This window comes from Rhizobium halophilum (assembly GCF_021648825.1).
In the GTDB taxonomy this organism is placed as follows: domain Bacteria; phylum Pseudomonadota; class Alphaproteobacteria; order Rhizobiales; family Rhizobiaceae; genus Neorhizobium; species Neorhizobium halophilum.
Genome location: NZ_JAKJHS010000002.1, coordinates 371,332 through 392,373 on the forward strand (window position 1 = coordinate 371,332; position 21,042 = coordinate 392,373).

Genomic DNA, 21,042 nt, shown 5'->3' on the forward strand with positions numbered 1-21,042 from the left:
AATGTTTTTTGGCGAGGTCGACGTTCATGAAGCAACCGGATGCGTCCTGGTCCACAGTCTGCGCTTCTCGGGCGGACGGCTTGCGAAGGGTACCTTGCTGACGGAGAGGCATATTGCGGCGTTGGCCGCAGACGGTGTCGCCGTCGTTACAGTCGTGAGGCCTGCGGAAGACGACCTGCTGGAGGATCAGGCCGCCGCGGCGATCGCAGCCGCAGTTCTGCAGATCAATATTCGCACCACTGAAGCGGCCACGGGCAGGGTGAACCTCCATGCCACTGCTGACGGCCTGTTCGTCGTCGACCGCAGCCTGATTGATGCGTTGAACCGCCTGGATCCCGCAATCACGATAGCGACTCTTGCCGATCATGCCTCGGTGCGATCCGGCGACATGGTTGCAACGATCAAGATCATCCCGCTCGCCGTTTCGGCGGCCGCCGTTGACGATGCCGTGGAACTTCTGAGCGAGCGGGAACCGTTCCAGGTCAAGCCCTACCGGCCTCACCGTGTTCTGCTGGTTGCGACGCAACTCCCCTCGCTGAAGCACTCCGTCATGGACCGAACGGGGAAGCTTCTGCAACGCCGGCTGGATGTCTCGGGCAGCCGATTGGTGGGGGAGGTCCGGGTCCCACATGGCCGGCAGGAACTTACCGAGGCGCTGCGTAACGGACTAGCAGTGGAAGAGCGCCCGGATCTGGTTGTCGTCTTTGGTGCTTCTGCCGTTGCCGATTCGCAGGATGTCATCCCTGCAGCCATTCGGGCTTCGGGCGGTCACGTGGAGCACGTCGGGATGCCGGTGGATCCCGGCAACCTTCTCGTTCTGGGACGCCTTGAAGGCGTACCGGTCATCGGTGCACCGGGATGCGCTCGCTCGCCGAAAGAGAACGGTTTCGATTGGGTGCTAAACCGCATCCTTGCGGGAGAGATGCCGACTGCTCATGACATCACCGGTATGGGGGTAGGAGGACTGCTGATGGAGATCGCCAGCCGCCCGCAGCCGCGCGAGGTAGTCGCCGCTCCGGACAAGACGCCCCTAAAGGTGGGGGCGCTTCTGCTTGCGGCAGGTCAGGCTCGGCGGATGGGCGAAGGGGGACAGCACAAACTGCTGGCTGAATTCGATGGCGTTCCGCTTGTGCGGCGAAGCGCCGAGACGCTGATTGCATCGCAGGGCATGCCAGTGGTTGTTGTAACCGGGCATCGAAAAGACGATGTCGAATCCGCACTTCTTGGATTGGACCTATGCCTCGTGTTCAACCCGAACTACCGCGATGGTATCAGTACATCCATTGTCCGCGCGTTGTCTCTGCCACTCCTGAGTAACTGTGATGGCGTGCTGGTGATGCTGGCAGACATGCCGGGCGTTCAAGTGGAGCACGTTGATCAGTTGATAGCCGCATTCGAAGAGGCTAAGGGGCATGCTATTGTCCGCGCCTGCCATCACGGCAAGCGCGGGAATCCTGTCATCCTGCCAAAAGCCACATTTCCGCAGGCACTTAAGCTGGAAGGCGATGTCGGCGCCCGCTTCATCGTTGAAACGTCCGGCTTGCCGCTCGTGGACGTCGATATCGGAGAGGCCGCGCACCTTGACGTCGATACCCCCCAAGACGTGGCGGCCGCGGGGGGTACGCTCACGCGCTGACTAGCTGGGAAAAGGTTGTCCAGGAGCTAAAAGCGCAAAGCAGCCAAGCCTTTAATCGTCCTGTGGAATATGGGTATCGACACCGGCGAGCCGAAGGTTGTTCACGACGCGCAGCACGCCGCTGATGGATTGAGCAGTCCGCATGACGCGGGATGAGGTCTCGCTGTCGTCGACAACACCCTCGATTGTCACCGTTCCTCGTTCAGCATGAACATCAATGCTGGCCATCGGGACGTCGCCCAGGTTGTCCAAAGCCTCGGTTACTCGTTCCTCGACATCATCAGACTCTTCGAATCCATCTGTGGCCGGCAGTACGCTGTCCGGGGTTCGCTCCTCAAGCCCCTCCTCGTCGACGCCCTCGACGTGGTAGCCCCGGTTGCGGTCGCGGTCGAAATTGGCGTTGGGATCACCATAGGCGGCATTGCCTACCGGCTTCGTTGCGCCCCCGGCAGCATCAGCATAGGGCCAGCCGTCATCGATGTTGCGGGTATCGTAGTCGCGGTAGTCTTCCTCGCGGGTGGTGTTGTTCGCATCGCGCTTGATCGCCATCGGGATCTCCTTTCGGACTTTTCGTTGTCTCTAACGTCCGTAAGGGCGATTAGTTCGCGAGGATCAACCGCTCTGCTTCTGCCATTTGCGGATCAGCCGCTCGCGCTTCAGGCGCGACAGGCGCTTCAGCCAGAAGATCCCATCCAACTGATCAATCTCGTGCTGGATGCACACGGCATGGAAGCCTTGCGCATCCTCCTCATGCGGCCTGCCTTCGAAGTCTTGGAAGCGAACGCGGAGGGAGGCACGCCGCTCCACATCCTCGATATAACCAGGCATGGAGACGCTGCCTTCCTGATGGCGCACGGTCTCCGGGCCGAAGGAGAGGATTTCGGGGTTCACGTAGAACAGCGGATCGCCGGGCGTAAGCTCCAGCACGAAGAGCCGCTGCAGAATCCCGACGTGCGCGGCCGTCATGCCGACACCCGGCGCTGCCCGCATCGTCTCCAGCAGGTCATGGGCGAGCTGCCGGAGAGCCGCGTCGAAAACCTGCACCGGCTGGCAGACCTGCGACAGCCTTGGGTCGGGATAGCGGAGGATGGTCAGTCGTGCCATTTAAGCTCGTCTCAAGGGGGGTTATTCCCTCACTACCGCTTGCCACGACCAGGCTCAACCATGATGGCGGCTAGCGCTGGACCCGCGTCGTGGTTTCGTCTAGCAGGTATGGCATGCGGTGGCCGCCGCACCTTCTATCCGGTTGTTGACATTGTGGTTCTGCCCGCCATTCTCCATGGCGTGCACGTGCCAGGCGGGGGCGACAGATGAGCGACATCGACGAACAAGAGCTCGCCCGGATCCGGAACGAAGAGGCGATCCACGACATCTATGCCGAAGACGGCTCTGTACGCGCCGACTTCCTTGCCATGGTGGGTGCAGCGATTGCCGATCGTGACGTTCTTTTCCTGCGCCAGCACGTCGCGCGCCTGCATGAGTCCGAACTTGGCGACCTTCTCGAGACCATCCAGCCGGAGCAGCGTCTGGCGCTCGTGCGGCTGCTCGGGGCCGATTTCGACCTGACGGCGCTGACCGAGGTCGATGAGGCGATTCGTCTCGAGATCGTCGAGCAGATGCCGAACGCGCAAATCGCGGCGGCCATCGGCGAACTAGACTCTGACGACGCCGTCTACATTCTTGAGGACCTCGACAAGGAGGACCGGGAAGAGATCCTGGCGCAGCTGCCGTTCACCGAACGGGTCCGCCTGCGCCGGGCGCTGGATTATCCGGAAAGCTCCGCCGGTCGCCGCATGCAGACGGAGTTCGTCGCCGTGCCGCCGTTTTGGACGGTCGGCCAGACGATCGACTACATGCGCGAAGAGGAAGAACTGCCGGAATCCTTCACCCAAATCTTCGTCATCGATCCAACCTTCAAGCTGCTCGGCATCGTCGACCTCGACCGGATCCTGCGCACCAAGCGCCAGGTTCGGATCGAGACTATCATGCGCGAGACGAACTATCCGATCCCGGCCGAGATGGACCAGGAAGAGGCGGCGCAGATCTTCGAACAGTACGACCTGCTCTCAGCCGCCGTCGTGGACGAGAACGGCCGCCTGGTCGGCGTGCTGACGATCGACGACGTGGTCGACGTGATCCAGGAGGAGGCGGAGGAGGACTTCATGCGCATCGGCGGCGTCGGTGACGAAGAGCTTTCCGATACCGCCTTGGAGACCTCGCGGTCGCGCGTGCCCTGGCTCCTCGTCAACCTGTTGACCGCAATCCTTGCCGCCTCAGTGATCTCGCTCTTCGAGGCCACGATCGAGCAGATCGTTGCTCTCGCCGTGTTGATGCCGATCGTGGCTGGAATGGGCGGCAATGCCGGCTCGCAGACGATGACTGTCACCGTACGCGCGCTTGCGACGCGCAATCTGGACATTCACAACGCATGGCGGGTCGTGCGACGCGAGGCAAGCGTCGGTCTCTTGAACGGCGCGATCTTTGGACTCCTGATCGGGCTCGCCGCCGGCCTCTGGTTCGCGGATCCAAACATCGGGGGAATCATTGCGACAGCCATGCTGATCAACATGCTGGCGGCGGCGCTTGCAGGGATCATGATCCCGTTGCTGCTGGACAAGGTCGGTGCAGATCCGGCGGTCTCGTCGGCAGTGTTTGTAACGGCGATTACCGACATCACTGGCTTTTTCGCGTTCTTGGGATTGGCGACCCTGTGGCTGCTGCAGTAGCGGGTGCAGAAAATTGACTGTTACGTAAAAGTCAAATATTCTACTCGGCCAGAGCAGGGAATGGCCGTGAACAAGTATTACACTATCACCGAGCTGACGCGGGAGTTTGGCGTCTCGACCCGTACGTTGCGGTTCTACGAGGACGAGGGTCTGATCCATCCGGAACGGCGAGGGCGCACCCGCCTGTTTCGCTCCGCGGACCGGCGCCTCCTTCAGGAGATCCTGCGCGGCCGCCGCATCGGCTTTACCATCGCCGAGATACGCGAAATCATCAACGTCTACAAGGAACCGCCGGGCGAGCTCGGACAGCTAAAGCTGATGATGAACCGCATCGACGAAAAGCGCAGCGAGCTTCGCCAGAAGCGCAAGGACATTGAAGAAACGCTTGAAGAGCTCGATAATGCGGAAGAGGCGTGCCTGACCCGGCTCGCTGAAATCGGCGTCAGCACCTGATTCTTCTCCTAGTGCCCGCTGATGGAGCACTGCTGAGCGATCCCGAGGACGCGCTCGTCGGTCTGGGCGTTAATCTTGCCTTGCTGCAGCGGAACAAGCAGCGACTGCGCCTGTAATGCATCGGCCGTGCAGCTGCAGAAGCTGCGGCAAAGCGCTTCGCCGTTGCCAGATGCGGTACAGCCGCTCTCACACGCGCGCCCATAGCTCTCCATCGGATCCGGCTGCGGGGGCGGGATGACCAGCGACATTAGATAGACGACCGCGATCAGCACCGGCTGGTGGAACAGGTAGATGATCAGGCTGTGGCGCCCGGCTCTGGAGAAGATGTTTGGCTGCGTCTGTACCCGGCTGAGCGGGACGAGCCAGTTCTTCTGCATGGCAAGCCGGGTGACCGCGACGCCAGCAAGGAGGGCAGCGAGCCACGGGAAGAGCGGCACGAAATCGTTCGATCTCGGCGCAAGCTCAAACAAGCCGGTCCAACTCAGGTATCGCGGATCGAAGGTTGCGGAGCGTAAGCTGCCGGGGGAAACCGTCGTGTCGATCATCATCAGCAGGAGCACCAGCGCGACAGCCCCTCCAGAGACGAGCGGCGAAAGGCGCACGAAGGGAAGACCGATGAGGCTGGCGACAGCGATACTGTGCAGAATGCCGAAGAAGATCCATTCGTTGGGAAAGATGAAAAAGGTGGCTAGGCTGATCGCGGCGGCAGCGCCTACGACGATGGCGAAGCGTTTCCAAAAGGCATGCCAGCGGATCCTAGGGTAGTGCGCCAACACGAGACTGACGCCAGCCAGGAAAAGAAAGGAACTTGCAATCGTGCGCGCATAGATCTTCCACCAGCCATACGATGCGGTGCCGGGCTCTATGTATCCAAAGAATTCCAAATCCCAGGTGAAGTGGTAGGAAGCCATTGCGAGGAGCGCGATGCCCCGCAGGGTGTCGATCAGGCGGATGCGGGGGAGGACGGGCGAGGGATGTCCACTTTCAGCGAGTGTCAAGCGAGACCTTTCGATGGGTGTAGGTTCAGTGCGTCTGCGCGTCCATGATCGCCTTGCGGGCCTCCGAAAAGTACTGCCGGCGGGTCAAGACGAAGATCACGATGACCGTCGTGAGCATGAAGATATAGGGTCCGACGAACCAGCCGAGATAGCCGATCGACAAAAAAATCGAGCGCAGGCCGTCGTTGAAGTGTTTGGCGGCAATCGTGTTCATCTTCACCACCTGATCGGCAGCCCTTCTTGCGCGCTCCATGTCGGCGCGGGCTTCTTCCTCCATCGGCAGTGCCCCGAAGAGGATCGTGCAGTAGTTGAAGAGCCGATACGACCAGCCGAACTTGAAGAAGGAATAGCCGAAGAGACCCGTCAGGCCGATGACCTTGAGCTCGAACAGCGTGCGACCGCCATAGGAGACGAAGGGCATGTCGCGGAATACGGCATCCACCTGATCGGTCGCCCCGAGAAGAGCGAAGCAGCCGCCGATCGCGAAGATCGAGGTGGAGGCGAAGAAGGCCGTGCCGTTCTGCAGACCTGCCATGATCTGGGTGTCGATCATCTTCAAGTCGCGATGGAGGGAGTTGTAGATCCAATGTTGCCGGCGCTCTGCCATCGCTCGGTTAAGGCTCGCGCGGCGGAAGAAACGCGATCCGCCCCCCGCGGTAATCCACGAGTAGCCGCTCCATAAGAGGGCGAAGAGAAGGAGGGCGACGTAATCCGCGACAGTCATGCGAATCCCCATTGCGCGAGCGCTGCGCAGAACCTATCGCCGACCTGCAGTTCAGCGGCAAGGCCTCTCTCCGTTAACAGCTTCGTCGAAATTGGAGCTGGCCGGGGCGGCTGAAAGGTCCTATAGGGCCCGCCCGTCAGGCATTGTCATGCGTGAGGCGAATATCTGCCCTGTGGGTTTGCCTTGCTTCCGCCATTTTTTGCAATTGCGAACGGCGGTCGATTTTAATATATCGTTCACCATGGTCGCATCTAATGCGAACCGCAGACCAATCCAATCGGAGTCATCATGGAAGAAACCATTCAGAAATCCTGCTGGGCAGTGACCTTCAAGGCGCTCGCGGGGTTTGGCGGGATCTTGGCCGTGGCCTATCTCTTCGGCACCATTTGATTCTCTACCCAATATAGTAGAACTTCAGAAACAGCGCGGCTTCCCAGCCGCGCTGTTTCTGCTTCAGGGCCCCCAATGTCGCACCAGCCAAACCGGATGTCGGGCGACCGCCATGCCCGTCTCCCGCGCTGACTTAGCTTCGGGTGACCGTTTCAAGGAGTTCTCTGTATGTTTCTCTCCGTCTTCGACGTCTTCAAGATCGGGGTCGGACCGTCGAGTTCCCATACTATGGGGCCTATGTCGGCGGCGAAACGCTTCCTCGATCTTATTCTGACGGATGAGTGGCCCCGGCCGAGCGGGGCTCGCGTGGCTCAACTGAAGGTGAGCCTGCACGGCTCGCTTGCCTATACCGGCATCGGCCACGGTACCGGGCGCGCGGTCATCCTAGGGTTGACGGGCGAGGAGCCGCATACGGTGGATCCGGATCAAATGGATGCCACTATCGCCGCAGTGGAGGTTGCGGGCAGTGTGATGCCACCCGGTCATCCTGTCTACGCGTTTCGGCCGAAGGAAGACCTCGTCTTCGACCGAAAGCAGCCGCTGCCGGGACATGCGAACGGCATGAGCTTTTCCGCTTTCGATACCGATGGCGGGTTGCTTCTCAAGCGCGTATATTACTCCATTGGTGGTGGCTTCGTGGTGACGGATACGGAGTTGGAAGCGGCGCGGACGTCGAAGAAGCAGACGGGCGGTGCATCGCGCGTACCCTATCCCTTCGCCAGCGCTCGGGAGATGCTTGAGATGGCCGCAAGCTCCGGGCTTACCATCGCGCAGATGAAGCGGGCGAACGAGGAAACCAGGATGACGCGCGCCGCGCTTGATCAAGGCCTCGACGAAATCTGGGGAGCGATGAGTGGCTGTATCGACCGGGGATTGCGCGTCGACGGCATCATGCCAGGCGGTCTCAACGTGCGTCGACGGGCGAGAGCAATCCACGAAAAGCTGACAGAAGAGTGGCGCAGCAACCGTCTGAACCCGCTGCTCGCCAATGACTGGCTGAGCGTCTATGCGATGGCCGTCAACGAAGAGAATGCGGCAGGCGGCCGCGTCGTCACCGCGCCCACCAACGGCGCGGCCGGTGTTATCCCGGCTACTGTGCGCTACTACCTGCACTTTCATGAGGATGCGACCCCTGAAGACGTTAGGACCTTTCTTCTGACGGCCTCGGCGGTCGGGGGAATCATCAAGCACAATGCTTCCATTTCCGGGGCCGAGGTGGGCTGTCAGGGCGAAGTGGGCTCTGCCGCAGCCATGGCGGCGGCGGGCCTCGCAGCCGTTATGGGCGGGTCACCGGAGCAGATCGAGAATGCAGCTGAGATTGCGCTGGAGCATCACCTGGGCATGACCTGCGATCCCGTTGCGGGCCTCGTTCAGGTTCCATGTATCGAGCGCAACGCGCTCGGTGCGGTCAAGGCTGTCACTGCAGCCTCGCTAGCGATCAAGGGAGACGGCAGTCATTTCGTCCCGCTTGACGCCTGCATCGAGACGATGCGGCAGACCGGCAACGACATGAGCGAGAAGTACAAGGAAACGTCGACAGGTGGTCTTGCCGTCAACGTCGTGGAATGCTGAGACATATCGACTGAGTTTCTGGAGAGAGCTTGACCTGACATAGGGTTTAAGGCTTCAAGCGCGCCATGGCTCTACATCTCATCAAACTCTGCGTCGGCGCGGATTCGCTGGAGGATCTCCGCGAATGGGTGAGCAAACGCGCCATGACGGCGATCTCTGCCGGGCTCGACCCTCATACCATTCACACGACGCGTATGGTGCCCAAGCGTGCGAATGAACTTCTGGATGAAGGCTCCCTCTACTGGGTGATCAAGGGGCAGGTTCTGGCACGCCAGCGGCTCCTCGATATACGTTGTGTGATTGACGCCGAGGGCATCCAACGATGTGAACTGGTGCTTGGTCCCGAGATCATTGAGACGGCGCCACAGCCGAAGCGGCCGTTCCAGGGGTGGCGCTATCTGACGGCGGAAGAGGCGCCGCGGGATCTGATCGGCATGGGCGAAAGTGTGGCGGCCATGCCAGAGGATCTGCGGCGCGAATTGGCCGAACTGGGGCTGCTTTGATCTAGCGTTACTTTTCGCCGATTCTTAGCCGGACGGGCCTGCGACCCATATAGGCTGTCACGTGCAGGTGGATCTGCACCTCCGGCTGCGACTGTCGCCACGCTCTTGCACCATGGCTGAGGAGCAGGGCGACCAGATCGCGGGTCCGGCCACGGGACTTTGAAAGCCCAGCGCCTGCAAGCCTCATCGCCGCCTCGTGAACAGGGTGCAGGGCGATGCCCCTGGCAGGACGCGTGTTACCTGGCGCGAATGAACTATTCGCCGTATTCTCGTAAACCGTCATCGATGACCTCGTTAAACGCAATACAATTCGAGGATGATGCGGGACTTATACTCGTCCCTACTGTGGCGCCGGTCGACGGCGCCACGTGTCTTTTTTGGACCTGGTCCGTAAACTAGGTCGTCTTTGCTACTGCTGGGATGCCCAGCAGTTGACTCCCTGCTTCTTCAGAGCATTGCAGGTGTTGACTGCAGCCTTCTGGCCGTCGAAGCCGCCGAAGCGGGCGCGGTAGAGCTGTTCGCCATTCGCATTGACGGCAATGGTGAAGGGCTTGGCGGAACGCAATACCTTGCCGCCCTTGTCCTGCGCCTTCTGCAGAAGCTGGTTGGCCAGCTTCTGGTTGGGCGAGACGCCCACCTGGATCACCCAGCCGGAGACGGCTGACGCCGGGATGCTGCTCGTGGAGGCGGTGGTCACGCTGTCCGTGTCCTCCACTCCTGCATCACCCTGCTCGGCGGGAACATACTCGGATGGGGGTGTGGGTACCGCGACATCGGCCAAAGCCTTCAGCGCGTCACCGGACCGCTTTTCCGCTGGAGCATAAGCTGAGGCAACCTGCTGCTCCTCGTAACGAACCTGCGGCACGGGTCCGCTGCTTGGCAGATCGAAGGCGGCAAGCCGATCGGCAGCAGCCAGCGCGTTACCAACCGGTGCAGACGGGGTTTGTGCGATCAGAGCAGACTTTCCGCCACGCGAAGCCTTAGGGAAATATTCCGCGACGAGCTTGCGCATGTGCGCATCGCGGCTTGCACCTGTGCGTCCGCCAATGACGACGGCGACGATCGAGCGGTCGCCCCGCTGCATGGACGTTACGAGATTAAAGCCCGATGCCCGGATATAACCTGTCTTGATGCCGTCCACGCCTTCCACGGAACCAAGCAGCCTGTTGTGATTGCCGATGGTCTGCTTGCCGAACTTGAAGCTGCGGGTCGAGAAATAGCCGTAGTACTGGGGGAAGTGCTGACGCAGAGCCATGCCGAGGCGTGCCTGGTCGCGCGCCGTGGTCATCTGGGCCGTGTTGGGAAGCCCGTGGGCATTCCGGTAGGTGGTGCGGGTCATGCCCAGCGCGCGCGCCTTGTTAGTCATGATCTGCGCGAAGCGAGGCTCCGAACCGCCGAGAAACTCTCCCAGCGCGGTGGCAACGTCGTTGGCAGATCGCGTCACGAGCGCCTTGATCGCCTGTTCGACGGTCAGGGAGCCGCCCGCCGGCACGCCAAGCTTGGACGGTGGCTCCTTTGCCGCGTTGGCAGATACAGGCACCTTGGAGTCGAGACGGATGCGGCCGGCCTCCAAGGCTTCGAACGTGAGATAGAGGGTCATCATCTTCGTGAGCGATGCCGGGTACCGAAGGCCATCGGGATCATCGCCATAAAGGACCTTGCCGGTGTTGGCGTCGACAACGATTCCCGCATACTTGGGAGCAGCCTGCGCGGGCGATACCGCAGTTCCGATCACCATGATGAGAGCCAAAAGGAATCCGAGGGCAAGCCCCGGGATTTTGCCGGCCCCTACGGGCAAGGAGGTGGGGAAACTTGCTTTCAACACTGCCGCACTCATCGTTTGCATGACTGAACTACCTTCCGGGCGCGCCCCCGCCACGTCCGTTGGCCCTCAACGTAGGGCAACAGCGTTACCAAGAGGTTTATGATGTAAATTGGGTTTACGAGCTGTGCCGCAATCGAAACAAATCGCACTGCCATCCCCGAAACGACCGCTGACCGGTATCGCCTGTCAAAGGCGCGAAAGGCGGCATCAATATGATGAACGTTGAAAATATGGGGCGCCGCACAAAAGACGATGTCTTTCTCTGCAGGGGAGGGCAGGGGTCGCGCTGGCTACGTCAGATGTGTGGGGAGCTAGGTCTGCTTCGGTGACGGGAGCGGCGCGAAGGCGTACGCAGGATATGCCGACCGCACGGCCGGCATAGGAAGATTGGTGATTGCTTACTGGCCGACGCTGCCGACCGCGACAGTCGGACGTCCATCCTGAAGCTTTACCCACCGACCCGCATGATCGCTCGCTTGGCGCTTCAGGAATGTGTACTCCGTGTCCGACCACAGCAGCACCTTGTTGCGCATGTTGTCGAGGATGAAATCGCCGTGGTCAGTGCGAACGGTCAGGACAGCATGGCCTTCGCCGTTAGGCTGCAGCACGACCGTGATCAGCAGGTTCGACGGATCGAAACCTTTGGCCTCGAGCATCTTGCGCTTCAGCAAGACAAAGTCTTCGCAGTCGCCCACGCTGCTGGGATAGGCCCAGCGCTCCTCGACACCATAGACCTCTTGATCGGTCATCGGAGTGACCGACGTGTTGACGGTGTAGTTGATGTCAAGGATCGTCCGCCAGCGGTCTTCCGTTAGTACGGCTGGGCCCTGGGAGTTCGAGATGGGCTGGCATTCGCTCGCGTAGATCCTGCAAAGCTCGTAGTGACCGATCGGGGGGTTAGCCTTGCCCACCACCTGCATGGCACCAGGCGCTGCGAGCGATGGTTGCGGGGCAAGCAACATGAAGAAGGCGGCTGCGATGGCTAAGGTCGATCCCTTGCGAAAGGTCATGATCTTGTCTCCTCTTTGGTGGGGACAAGATGACAGGCAGAATTTGAGATGACGCGAAAATACGGAGTAAAAACAGCGGCTTAATTGATCTAACTTTTCATAAACAGCGATTCAAAATTGACTAAAAGTTGAGATAAATTTGTCGCGAAATCTGCCGGGGCGCTAAGGGATATGGAAGCTCGGCGGGATCCAAAAGCCTTATGTTCAGGGGGCGGTGAAAAGCGAAGGTAAACAAGAGCGGGGTGATCCTCGATCCTTGAACGCCTCGCGAAGGCGCAGTGGAAGCTCTTCCTTACACGTTTCGCAACGCTTCAATGCCCCGTTTCAGGACAGCACAACAACATTCGTACAAAAAATTTACGCAACAACCACGGGCGGATCGTAGTACGGTTGTATCGATCCGAAACAGGGGCGCGAGGGAGCCGGATCTCGGATAGAGAACGATACGACGCAAAAATGGGCGGCCTTTCGCCGCCCATTTACCTCATCTGGTACGCTGAAGTTTAGTCAGAGAAATTCTTTGAGTGTCTCGCGAGACTGCACGGTGTCGAATTCCAGCGCCACACCTTCCATGAAGTGGCGCACGATTTTGCCGCGCATGTTGCCGAGGCGCGCGATCGTACCGAGCGGAGGGCGGATGTCGATATCGATGGCTGCTCCGGACAGCGAAAGGTCCATCAGACGGCACGCGTACCGTCGCCCATCTTCCAGGACAATTTCGGTGCTGATCTTGCGAGGTGTCAGCCGGTCATGACGTCGATCTTCAGGTAGACCGAGCTCGTGCTTGTTTGCCAGCCATGTAAGCTGCGCGGCAAGCTTTTCCCGCTTACGCTCCGTCGCCTGAAGGATCATGGTGAAGCCGGAAGGCGAAATCTCCGTGACCGTCCCCTCAAGACGTCCAAGATTATTCATATAGGCGATGACGCGCTCGTTTATCTGCGGCTGCGCCAGGCAGGCAAACTCGACCTCGCCCGGCGACATTTCCAGTGCGGTACAAGGGTATTCCTCATAGTTCGTCAACATCAGACGACCGCTCAGGCTCACCGAGACTCGTTGAAACCCACGAGCAGTGGCTGCGAGGGCCCCGCCAGCGCCTTGTGGAGACTGGAATGAATACATGGTTTGCATGTCCTGTCCGCTAGTCCCCGACCTTTAAAGGAGCCAAGTTAAGATTCGGTGTTACAAAGCCTGCGGATTCTCGCTGCTGCGGAAGATTCTGGAAGTTTCGAATCTCGCCAGGTCCTTATGAGACGCGGCAGGTCTTTTCATAGGGGAGGCCGATCTATATGCGTGGCGAATTGGACGAAGGAGCAGGAATGGAGCAGCAGCAGGAGCCGGACGGAGATGGGTCGACAAGCGCCTCGACAGGTTCTGGAGGCGACGGACCCATGTCGCCGCGCCAGCCGATCTTCAATCTGCCCAGACCTCTTGTTTTGACAGTGGCGCTCCTCGCTGTTCTGTATGCTATCGAGACCTGGATGCTGGAGCCAGACGGCCAAAGTGCGTTGCTTTTCCATCTCGCCTTCACGCCACTCCGCTACGTCTATCCCCTCGCCGAGCAGGGACTGGAATGGCTTTGGACGCCCGTCACCTATTCCTTCTTCCACGGCAGCATCGAGCACATGTTGTTCAACATTCTATGGCTCCTGGCCTTTGGCACGCCGGTGGCAAGACGGATCGGCGCATTCCGCTATGCTCTCTTTTGGGCGCTTGCGGCGGCCGCAGCAGCTTTTTTCCATGCGGGGCTGCATTGGGGGGATTCCACCATCTTGATCGGAGCCTCGGGCGTTGTCTCGGCTTTCATGGGAGGGGCGTGCCGCTTTGCTTTCCCTGCCCGTGGGGGGCTCAACCGCCTCTATGGTCATCTCTACCCGCGACAAACAATCATTGGCTCCCTGCGCAACCGCACCGTGGCCGTCTTTACGGGGCTCTGGTTCGCCGGTAATTTTCTGATAGCCCTTGGCCTGCCGCTCGTGGGAGGAGGGGATGGCGCTATTGCCTGGGATGCCCACATCGGAGGCTTCCTGTTCGGCTACCTGATGTTCGGCCTTTTCGATCCGCTGCCTGGCGACCTGAACAGGCGGGAACCGCCTTTCCAATAGGTTGGTCGGCGTCCATGTGCCGGTCAGGCGAAATCCCGATGACGAGACCGGGGGAAGAAGCTCTGCTAGCCCGTCACTGGAGGTTGAGGGGAAACTGTATGCCCTTCGGCAGGGTTGGACGCTTCAACATGGCAACTTGGATGCGTTCGAACGCCTGCTTGCGTTCACGCTCCTGCCGCTCGCGGCGAGCTCGAGATGCCGCAACGGCGGCCATGGCACGTTCAATGACTTCTTCAGCGCGATCCATTCCGCACCCTCCATGTGTTCTCTATATGTTCTCTTGCGCGGAAAAGTCAAGGGGAAGCAAGGCGCCCTGAGGCATGAGGGGTCGGCCGGTCGCGATGCGGCGGATTGCACTGAGGGCGCCGGCGTCGGCGGGATGACCTCTGGAGCGCGAGGATGCGCGACACATTCGGTACGGAGGCGTTCGAGGCTTCCGATCTCACGTCTGGGTATAGAGATCACCGACTATTTCGCAGGCACCGCTTTTGCGTGCAGAGGAGGGGGTTCTCCAGCAGCGAATGCGGACGTTAGAAGTCGAAGTCTGCGTTGCGACGCTCGACATCAGCACGAAACTGGTGATCCCAAGCGTCGAAAAGCTCGACCTCGTCGACCTGTCGGCCTGTATTGTCTTTACGATCTTGGTCTTTTGCGACGTCAGTCATATCCGGCTCTCCACTGCCGGAGCACGGTGATGCCAGGGCATTTGGTGACCGAACCTTTAACGGGCTACATCCGGCGCTGCAAATGAAGTGTCATTACAGGTTGTAACGGAAGGAAGAGGGCGGCGATTTTGTGGATCGCGTTCCCTAAGTGGCAATTGATGCCAACGTGAACACTCGCGAAAGCTCGCTCCTACCTTTCACGGTTGTGCTTTGCAATTCACGAAGCTCAACGCTTTCACGAACCTGTTCGGCGGTTGTCTCGCCCAGCAGAACAGGAACTCCGTAATCTTTAGAGGCCGCTTCCAGTCTTGCTGCCAGATTCACCGCATCACCCAGGGCGGAATAGTCAAAACGGCTATCTGACCCCATGTTCCCGACAACGCAATCGCCCGTATTGATGCCGATCCCGACTTTCAGCTCCAGGTGGACCTGATCAGTCTGTTCCGCTTCAGAGCGAAGATCTGCGTTCAAATTCGCGACTGCCTGAAGCATCGCCTGCGCAGCTGAAACGGCGTTCCGGGCATGATCCGGATCCGGGAGCGGTGCATTCCAGAAGGCCATGATGCAGTCGCCGATATACTTGTCGATCGTGCCCCGATGCTCAAGGATTACGTTCGACAACGGCGTCAGCAGCCGGTTCACAAGCTGGGTTAGGAGTTCCGGATCATCCTTGAGCTTTTCGGCGATCGCCGAGAAGCCGCGAACATCGCAGAAAAGGATAGTCAACTCCCGCTTCTCTCCGCCAAGCTTCAACTGCTCCGGATCCTTTGCGAGCTTCTCTACAAGATTTGGAGAAAGATATTGCGAAAATGCCTTCGTGATCTGGCGCCGGCTTCTTCGCTCGCTTGCGTAGTCGACGCTGCTCTGTATCAGCACGACAGCAGCGACCAACGCGGAGGGTGAGGCGGGCGCGATGAAGATATTTGCCGCGCGCAGCAGAACAAAGCTTCCGGCCACAGACAAAGCGATGGCGAGACCTGCACCGCACCAGGTCAGCCAGTTCGTGCCGCGCCAGACGAGCAAAACTGCAGCAGCCACGGCGGCCAAAAGAACGGTCGTTGCCAAGGCAGGTCCCGCTCGCACAATACCGTCGTTCATGCGCAGATTGTCAACAATTGTTGCCTGCACTTCGGCACCGGCGGTCAACCGGCCGTTGTGAATGGTCGCAGGAGTTGCGAAGGCGTCGGCCCCGCCGCTGCTGATGGAAGGCGCGTTCTGGAGGCTGAGGCCGACAATGACGAGGCGATCGGAAAATAGTCCCTCAGGGAGGAATACGTCCGGCTGAAGCGCCTGGTAATAGGAGACTGTGGGATAGGTCCGAGGTCCGCCATAGGACTGCAGCAGCAAGGGTTCTGGCAGTGCCGGAACCGCGAGATCGGCTGCTTGCAGGATGGTTGCGGCAAAACTGTCGGCGCCACCGGGCACCGCACGAAGCACCCCGTCTTCGTGCAGAGCAACCGACGCAATCCCCGCCACCGCTCCGGTGTCCGTGAACATCGGAAGCGGCATCGTCGTGATGAGTTGATCGGCCTGAGGCGACGAAATGACGGATTCGTCGGCAGCAAGAACGACGTCAGGACCCAGTGCAGCCGCGAGCGCTTGATCTGCCTCGGCGGTGGAAGGCTCGGAAAAAATGATGTCCAGGGCGACTACACGAGCGCCAGCCGCACGCAATTCGGACACCAAGCGGGCATGAAGACTTCGGGGCCATGGCCATTGAAGGTTCAGTTCGGCCAGAGAGGGCTCATCGATGGCGACGATGATAGGGCCCTTCTCCGGCAAGGGCGGCGGTCGGATCGTAGACAGGTAGTCGAACGTTCGGTAGTCGATCAACGACCAGGCCGGTATCCGCTGTGCGCCGATCACGCAGACGAGAATAGCCGCCACAAGTGCGATTACTTGGACGTGGCGGCTGCGGCAAGGGGATGCTGCCATAACTTGCTCAGCGAAGTTCTCAGCATCAGAATCGCACTTTGAAGGTGCCTTTGACCGAACGGCCCCAGCCGGGCACGCCGGCGTTGAGTTCAATCTCTTCGTCAAGCAGGTTGTAGGCCGCAAGATCAAGCTCAAACCGCTTTCCGACCGGCTCCCAGGTGAGCGCCGCATCGAGCGTCCAATAATCGTCAAGTTCGATGCCTCCCTCATTGTTGCGGTGCCCGACGTAGTTGGCGGCGATGGTTGCCTTGACATTGGCTTGGTTCACCCAGGTGAGCGCCACCTGGCCTGACCACTGCGGGAGGAAGGGCAGGGCCTCCCCGTAGGTTGGTGAGCGCGCATCCTGATCCTCCGAATCGGCAAAGGCGATGGTTGAGGACAATCCCAAGCCATGGCCGAGCAGGAGGTTGCCGGTCAGGCTGGCGCGGTCGATCCGGCCTTCGGATGTTGCAAAATTCGTTGCCTCAAGCGGCAGGGGAACCCGCAAGTCATCCAGCTCCTGGTGCTGATATTCAAGCGTCGTAAAGAAATCCGGCGTCCACTCAGCGTCCCAGCGCAGGGCGTAGGTATCCACATAGCCGGTGGTGGCGACGGAAACCTGGTTCGCCTGAAGTCCGAGCACCCCGATCGGAGACAGAGTCGGCGTGTCGACGTCGAGGCTGGACCGCATGAACGCGGCTCGCAACCAATGGCCGTCGGAAGGCGACCAGGCGAGACCCGCACGCGGCTCCAGCCGCTGCAGATCCTCACCGTCACTGTCGACATAGCTGCCGAAGAGGGCGTACTCCGCCCGAAGATCGTCGCTGATTTCATGGAGCAGGTCGACATAGACCCGTGCGACCGTGCTGGTTTCCTCTTCAATCACTGGCGGCGGGGGCGGGGGACTGAGGAGGTCGGCGGCAGCCATTGAGTTGAATGCATCCAACCGGCTTCCTTCAATACCGTACCTCCAAGTCAAATCTCCGTAGCCCACCGTGTGGTTTATGGCGGCTGTGAAGGTTTTTTCGCGAATGACGTTGCGGGTGCTCAGGTCGAGAAGCGGAAAGCCGAAGAGATCAGTCTGCTGACGAACTGCATCTTCTCGCTCAATTTCACTGAAAAGAAGTGCGGTGTTCAGGACGTTTCGGTATCCCAAGGTATGGCTCCACCCGATTCCTGCAGTGGTGGCTTGCGTGCTGATCTCTTGCCCCGTCGTGATGATGAACGGAGCGAGCGTCTCTACGTCCTGAAAGTCCCGCTCAAGCTCATTTCGTCCGTGGTTTGCATAAATCACCACGCGATCACTCAGCGTCGGGCTTGCGGTGATGTACCCGTTGCCTCCCAGGATCTCCAATTCGCTGCCGAACGCGTCATAGGCGGCCAGGTCTCGCGAATCGGGGGTCTCGTTCCACTGGAAGTTGCCGTAGACGCTGATCGGGATCGGCAGGTTCGTGTAGCCCTGAATCTCGCCCTCGCCAACATAGCCGGTCTCATCTCCGCTGTGGACGAAACCGCCGCCGATGGCGCCTTCGAGGAACGGTCGCCGCAGCAGGTTGGCGGAGCGGGAGCGGCCTGAGATCATGTGCGGGTCGAGCATCAGTCCCTGCAGCAGGGAGGAGAAAGCTTCCCCGTTAGGGACGTTGTTGATGATGTCGTTCCCGAATGATCCGTCGGTGGCAAACGGATCGGCGCTGCCGCGAAGGCTCTGGTCGACATAGGAGGCTCCGACGAACGGATCAAAGACCGCGTCGCCGTAGTACTCGCCCCACGCGTTCATTCCTTTCAGGCGGAAGGCATTGTTGAGTGTTGAGCCGGCATCCTGATTTGCGCCCAGCGAGGCGAAGTCCCCTCCCTGGGCGCGGGACCGGCGTACGAACTCCTGTGCGTTTCGAATGGCAGAGACAGAGTCGTAGTCGTCGATGGCCGCTGCGGTCCGGAAGGAGTAGATTACCGGGTCGTTCTCGTCCAGGCGCTGGGCATTGTCCAACGCCTGTTCCGCCGGCACCCGGTCGCCCTTCTCGTAATGCGCAGCCGCCAAGAGCAGTTGCCCCTGCGAATAGGCCGGGTTCGCAACGGTACCCGCCAGAAGATCGTCAACGGCCTTGTCCAGTTCGCCCGTCTGGAGATGATACCGCCCTCGCGCGACCAGGGCGATGTCGAAGGACGGATCGGCAGATAGCGCGAGGTCGATATGCTTGCGCGCCTCCTCGATGCGCGAATTGTCGAGATAGAAGATCGCAAGATTCGCGTGACTGACCGGATCCTGCGGATCGAGCGCTATCGCCTTAAGAAACGCGGCCTCTGCTTCGCGAACGGCCCCTCTGGCAGATTGGACGTTACCAATTTCATTCCAGGTGGTGGAAGAACCCGGTGTGATGGAGACGGCAGTCAAAAGATCGGACAGCGCCCCTTCCAGGTCCCCTTGGAAGCCAGAGCGGAAGTGGGCTCGGACCTCCAGCGCCGTTGGCTCGTTGGGATCAAGCGACAGCGACCGCCGCATCGCTTCCTCAATCTGCGTTCTGTCATTCAGGAGAAGAGCGAGCCAGGCCCGATAAGCCGGCAGTTCGGGATCACCCGGAAATTCGGCTTCAGCATGCTTGAGCACCTCGATCGCAGAGGGAATATCCTTCAGGAAACCCATCGCGTAGGCTCTGAGGAAGGCTGCGTCTGAGCCGCCGCCCTGTGGCGGGAGAGGCTCCGTCCTTTCGGGATGGGCAAGTGCACGTGCGTAATAGCCCCCGTACAGCGCGATCGCCTTGCGTTGCTGGTCCAGAACGGGTGCTGCTTCCTGGAAGAGCGCAGCCGCTTCCGCGTATCGTCCTTCAGAGGCGGCCATGACGGCATCTATCAGCTTGATGCGGGCGCGAAGAGAGGGTGTGAGCGCAAGATGCCTTGCAGCGGCTAGGGTCTCCTTCGCCTTGGCGCGCCCTTCCAAGGACAATGCGGTCTCCGTAAGCAAGACCCAATCTTCCGGCGTCCGTTGCTTTTCCGGAATCTGTCGAACGCGATCCGCCTGCTGCCTCATCTCCGCCACCGGCAGCGCCGACGGGGGCATTCGCTCGAAGGCTTCGCGGGGCGGCAGGTAGAAAAGCATCTGCTCCCGGTCGTCCGACTCGACAATGACGATTTTCCGCGGTGCCTGCCCTATGGAGGCAACGGCTGCTTCGCCCTGAACCAACTGCAGACTGCCTTGCGGGTTGCTGAGTTCGACGCGTCCTTCGAGAACCGTCAAGGTCGTGCGTTCGCCCTCCACCGTCATCGTCCAGTCCGTGCCCCTGATGGCGGCCGTCGCCGCGGGCGTCTGTACGGATACCCCTGGCCCCCCACGCTCCGCGCGAGCCCAAATCGTGCCAGACTGAAGTTCCAACTGTGCGTCGGACCCGGGTGAAACGTCTCGCACCAGCAAGGAGGAATTGCGGCCTAGTCGGACCTGCGTCCGATCCCTGAAAAGGATTGCGAGTTGTCCGGTGGCGTTTGTTCTGAGGACATCGCCGGCCAACAGGTCCTGTTGCAGATCAACAGTTGCCCAGGCTGAGATGTCGATGAAGCGGATCTCTTCGCCCGCTTTGCGCGCAATCACGGCGCCCGCAGCGGCGGCAGGCCTTGGCCGAGGCTCTGCCAAGGCCTCCGTAACCGCGCTGCCAACCAGCAGTGGCAGAACCAGCAATACAAGCTTATTCAAGACGTTTTCCCCGACCTCTCTTTCTCCATTGATTAACCTGGAAATAGAAGTCAAGTCGGCTTCGTACCGCTACCTTGATTTTGCTAGAGGGTGTATTACCAAGGAAACATGAAGCTCGGATTCGGAGTGCGCAGATGAGCGAATTTAGTAGCAACACGACCGAGACGATTGAGGATGCCCATGTAATAGATGATGTAGAGAAGGAATATTTTGCGCACGTAAAAAAGGTGAACGATATCTTCTATGACCAGATCAAGATATCAGACCAAAAAGCCGCCTATATATTCACGTTCCTGCTAGCGTTCCTCGTATCGTCCAGTGATGGTCGTGAGGTGTTTGCGCTCGCTCGATATCTGGAGGGGGATCTGGCATCAAACCTCGCGGCAGGGTTGCTTGCACTTGCCTCCGTGGGTTCACTGCTTTGCGCGATTCTGGTAGTGCTTCCTCGAAATATCGCGCGATCCACAAGCTTGTTCTGGGGTGCTTGGCCGCTTCACCGGCCTTCCCTTCTCCAGGCGGTCAAAGCTTCCGATGCGAACTATCTGTTCAACCAGTACCTGGAAAATGCTGACATCTTGTCGCTGATCGCGCGGCGCAAATATCGCTTTGTCTCGTTGTCCTTCAAGACCTTGGTGGTGACGCTACTAGCCTATGTCTTGGTTTTGGCGACGAAATAGAAGAACGGCAGTACGACGAGATCAGGATTTGCGAGCAGGGCCCGCAGCCGTGCTCGGGAAGGTTGCAAACAGCAGCAGCGGATGGCCCCTGGCCCCTGGCCTGATGTCGGGAGGCATTTTTTCCCAGCGAAAGCTGCAAAGCCCTCCACGCTCGTTCCCGTGACC

19 protein-coding genes are annotated in these 21,042 nt (G+C 60.0%); 8 read left to right on the forward strand and 11 right to left on the reverse strand.

Annotated features, from left to right (window positions below; translation table 11 throughout):
• The first annotated feature begins 1 nt into the window (after window position 1).
• Window positions 2–1,636 (forward strand): NTP transferase domain-containing protein, encoded by a 1,635-nt coding sequence (locus LXM96_RS06355; protein ID WP_239997537.1) that lies wholly within the window; start codon window positions 2–4, stop codon window positions 1,634–1,636.
• Window positions 1,637–1,687: 51 nt separating this feature from the next.
• On the opposite strand, the gene LXM96_RS06360 is transcribed toward LXM96_RS06355, so the two are convergent.
• Entirely contained in the window at window positions 1,688–2,185 is a 498-nt protein-coding gene (locus tag LXM96_RS06360; RefSeq protein WP_239997538.1) for a BON domain-containing protein, read from the reverse strand.
• 63 nt (window positions 2,186–2,248) lie between these two features.
• Complete coding sequence (locus LXM96_RS06365; protein WP_239997539.1) at window positions 2,249–2,740, reverse strand: peptide deformylase; 492 nt, start codon at window positions 2,738–2,740, stop codon at window positions 2,249–2,251.
• 206 nt (window positions 2,741–2,946) lie between these two features.
• Between LXM96_RS06365 and mgtE the strand changes: the two genes are divergently transcribed.
• Both mgtE and LXM96_RS06375 read left to right on the forward strand, forming a co-directional pair.
• Window positions 2,947–4,362 (forward strand): magnesium transporter, encoded by a 1,416-nt coding sequence (gene mgtE / locus LXM96_RS06370; protein WP_239997540.1) that lies wholly within the window; start codon window positions 2,947–2,949, stop codon window positions 4,360–4,362.
• Window positions 4,363–4,422: 60 nt separating this feature from the next.
• Window positions 4,423–4,815, forward strand: coding sequence for a MerR family transcriptional regulator (locus LXM96_RS06375; RefSeq protein WP_239997541.1), 393 nt, complete (start codon window positions 4,423–4,425; stop codon window positions 4,813–4,815).
• An 8-nt stretch (window positions 4,816–4,823) separates the two neighbouring features.
• Here LXM96_RS06375 and LXM96_RS06380 read toward each other — a convergent pair whose 3' ends face one another.
• Both LXM96_RS06380 and LXM96_RS06385 read right to left on the reverse strand, forming a co-directional pair.
• Window positions 4,824–5,813: a heparan-alpha-glucosaminide N-acetyltransferase gene (locus tag LXM96_RS06380; RefSeq protein ID WP_239997542.1), complete on the reverse strand. Its 990-nt coding sequence runs from the start codon at window positions 5,811–5,813 to the stop codon at window positions 4,824–4,826.
• A gap of 25 nt (window positions 5,814–5,838) precedes the next feature.
• Window positions 5,839–6,537, reverse strand: a complete 699-nt coding sequence (locus tag LXM96_RS06385; RefSeq protein ID WP_239997543.1) for a DUF599 domain-containing protein — start codon at window positions 6,535–6,537, stop codon at window positions 5,839–5,841.
• A 558-nt stretch (window positions 6,538–7,095) separates the two neighbouring features.
• Between LXM96_RS06385 and LXM96_RS06390 the strand changes: the two genes are divergently transcribed.
• Window positions 7,096–8,499 carry an L-serine ammonia-lyase gene (locus LXM96_RS06390; RefSeq protein WP_239997544.1) on the forward strand — a complete coding sequence of 468 codons (1,404 nt, stop codon included), beginning with the start codon at window positions 7,096–7,098 and terminating at the stop codon, window positions 8,497–8,499.
• A gap of 65 nt (window positions 8,500–8,564) precedes the next feature.
• Window positions 8,565–9,002 carry a DUF1489 family protein gene (locus LXM96_RS06395; protein WP_239997545.1) on the forward strand — a complete coding sequence of 146 codons (438 nt, stop codon included), beginning with the start codon at window positions 8,565–8,567 and terminating at the stop codon, window positions 9,000–9,002.
• A 7-nt stretch (window positions 9,003–9,009) separates the two neighbouring features.
• Here LXM96_RS06395 and LXM96_RS06400 read toward each other — a convergent pair whose 3' ends face one another.
• The 4 genes from LXM96_RS06400 to LXM96_RS06415 all read right to left on the reverse strand — a co-directional run bounded on the left by LXM96_RS06400 (window position 9,010) and on the right by LXM96_RS06415 (window position 12,956).
• On the reverse strand, window positions 9,010–9,285 hold the full coding sequence (locus LXM96_RS06400) for a hypothetical protein (RefSeq protein WP_239997546.1): 276 nt from the start codon (window positions 9,283–9,285) through the stop codon (window positions 9,010–9,012).
• Window positions 9,286–9,411: 126 nt separating this feature from the next.
• Window positions 9,412–10,848: an SPOR domain-containing protein gene (locus LXM96_RS06405; RefSeq protein WP_394801895.1), complete on the reverse strand. Its 1,437-nt coding sequence runs from the start codon at window positions 10,846–10,848 to the stop codon at window positions 9,412–9,414.
• A gap of 377 nt (window positions 10,849–11,225) precedes the next feature.
• A complete protein-coding gene (locus LXM96_RS06410; RefSeq protein ID WP_239997798.1) occupies window positions 11,226–11,789 on the reverse strand; it encodes a transglutaminase-like cysteine peptidase in 564 nt (187 codons plus the stop codon).
• 555 nt (window positions 11,790–12,344) lie between these two features.
• On the reverse strand, window positions 12,345–12,956 hold the full coding sequence (locus tag LXM96_RS06415; protein WP_239997547.1) for a PilZ domain-containing protein: 612 nt from the start codon (window positions 12,954–12,956) through the stop codon (window positions 12,345–12,347).
• Between the two features lie 197 nt (window positions 12,957–13,153).
• On the opposite strand from LXM96_RS06415, the gene LXM96_RS06420 reads away from it, so the two are divergent.
• Complete coding sequence (locus LXM96_RS06420; RefSeq protein ID WP_394801907.1) at window positions 13,154–13,939, forward strand: rhomboid family intramembrane serine protease; 786 nt, start codon at window positions 13,154–13,156, stop codon at window positions 13,937–13,939.
• Between the two features lie 73 nt (window positions 13,940–14,012).
• Here LXM96_RS06420 and LXM96_RS06425 read toward each other — a convergent pair whose 3' ends face one another.
• Complete coding sequence (locus LXM96_RS06425; RefSeq protein ID WP_239997548.1) at window positions 14,013–14,186, reverse strand: hypothetical protein; 174 nt, start codon at window positions 14,184–14,186, stop codon at window positions 14,013–14,015.
• Window positions 14,187–14,460: 274 nt separating this feature from the next.
• On the opposite strand from LXM96_RS06425, the gene LXM96_RS06430 reads away from it, so the two are divergent.
• Entirely contained in the window at window positions 14,461–14,634 is a 174-nt protein-coding gene (locus tag LXM96_RS06430) for a hypothetical protein (protein ID WP_239997549.1), read from the forward strand.
• A gap of 114 nt (window positions 14,635–14,748) precedes the next feature.
• Here LXM96_RS06430 and LXM96_RS06435 read toward each other — a convergent pair whose 3' ends face one another.
• Together LXM96_RS06435 and LXM96_RS06440 are read right to left on the reverse strand one after the other, a co-directional pair.
• A complete protein-coding gene (locus LXM96_RS06435; protein ID WP_239997550.1) occupies window positions 14,749–16,539 on the reverse strand; it encodes an adenylate/guanylate cyclase domain-containing protein in 1,791 nt (596 codons plus the stop codon).
• Between the two features lie 25 nt (window positions 16,540–16,564).
• Complete coding sequence (locus LXM96_RS06440; RefSeq protein ID WP_239997551.1) at window positions 16,565–20,200, reverse strand: FecR domain-containing protein; 3,636 nt, start codon at window positions 20,198–20,200, stop codon at window positions 16,565–16,567.
• A 134-nt stretch (window positions 20,201–20,334) separates the two neighbouring features.
• Here LXM96_RS06440 and LXM96_RS06445 point away from each other — a divergent pair, with 134 nt between their 5' ends.
• The gene (locus LXM96_RS06445) at window positions 20,335–20,877 is read left to right on the forward strand and encodes a Pycsar system effector family protein (protein ID WP_239997552.1); all 543 of its coding nucleotides are present in this window, start codon (window positions 20,335–20,337) and stop codon (window positions 20,875–20,877) included.
• Window positions 20,878–21,042 lie beyond the last annotated feature (165 nt).

Excerpts from the sequence above, each read along its gene's own strand:
- LXM96_RS06405 (WP_394801895.1), bottom strand. The coding sequence starts at position 10,848 with ATGCAAACGATGAGTGCGGCAGTGTTGAAAGCAAGTTTCCCCACCTCC.
- LXM96_RS06390 (WP_239997544.1), top strand. The coding sequence starts at position 7,096 with ATGTTTCTCTCCGTCTTCGACGTCTTCAAGATCGGGGTCGGACCGTCG.
- LXM96_RS06395 (WP_239997545.1), top strand. The coding sequence starts at position 8,565 with ATGGCTCTACATCTCATCAAACTCTGCGTCGGCGCGGATTCGCTGGAG.
- LXM96_RS06355 (WP_239997537.1), top strand. The coding sequence starts at position 2 with ATGTTTTTTGGCGAGGTCGACGTTCATGAAGCAACCGGATGCGTCCTG.
- LXM96_RS06365 (WP_239997539.1), bottom strand. The coding sequence starts at position 2,740 with ATGGCACGACTGACCATCCTCCGCTATCCCGACCCAAGGCTGTCGCAG.
- LXM96_RS06420 (WP_394801907.1), top strand. The coding sequence starts at position 13,154 with ATGGAGCAGCAGCAGGAGCCGGACGGAGATGGGTCGACAAGCGCCTCG.
- LXM96_RS06415 (WP_239997547.1), bottom strand. The coding sequence starts at position 12,956 with ATGTATTCATTCCAGTCTCCACAAGGCGCTGGCGGGGCCCTCGCAGCC.
- LXM96_RS06400 (WP_239997546.1), bottom strand. The coding sequence starts at position 9,285 with ATGACGGTTTACGAGAATACGGCGAATAGTTCATTCGCGCCAGGTAAC.
- LXM96_RS06435 (WP_239997550.1), bottom strand. The coding sequence starts at position 16,539 with ATGGCAGCATCCCCTTGCCGCAGCCGCCACGTCCAAGTAATCGCACTT.
- LXM96_RS06385 (WP_239997543.1), bottom strand. The coding sequence starts at position 6,537 with ATGACTGTCGCGGATTACGTCGCCCTCCTTCTCTTCGCCCTCTTATGG.
- LXM96_RS06410 (WP_239997798.1), bottom strand. The coding sequence starts at position 11,789 with ATGTTGCTTGCCCCGCAACCATCGCTCGCAGCGCCTGGTGCCATGCAG.
- mgtE (WP_239997540.1), top strand. The coding sequence starts at position 2,947 with ATGAGCGACATCGACGAACAAGAGCTCGCCCGGATCCGGAACGAAGAG.
- LXM96_RS06425 (WP_239997548.1), bottom strand. The coding sequence starts at position 14,186 with ATGGATCGCGCTGAAGAAGTCATTGAACGTGCCATGGCCGCCGTTGCG.
- LXM96_RS06430 (WP_239997549.1), top strand. The coding sequence starts at position 14,461 with ATGCGGACGTTAGAAGTCGAAGTCTGCGTTGCGACGCTCGACATCAGC.
- LXM96_RS06375 (WP_239997541.1), top strand. The coding sequence starts at position 4,423 with ATGGCCGTGAACAAGTATTACACTATCACCGAGCTGACGCGGGAGTTT.
- LXM96_RS06360 (WP_239997538.1), bottom strand. The coding sequence starts at position 2,185 with ATGGCGATCAAGCGCGATGCGAACAACACCACCCGCGAGGAAGACTAC.
- LXM96_RS06445 (WP_239997552.1), top strand. The coding sequence starts at position 20,335 with ATGAGCGAATTTAGTAGCAACACGACCGAGACGATTGAGGATGCCCAT.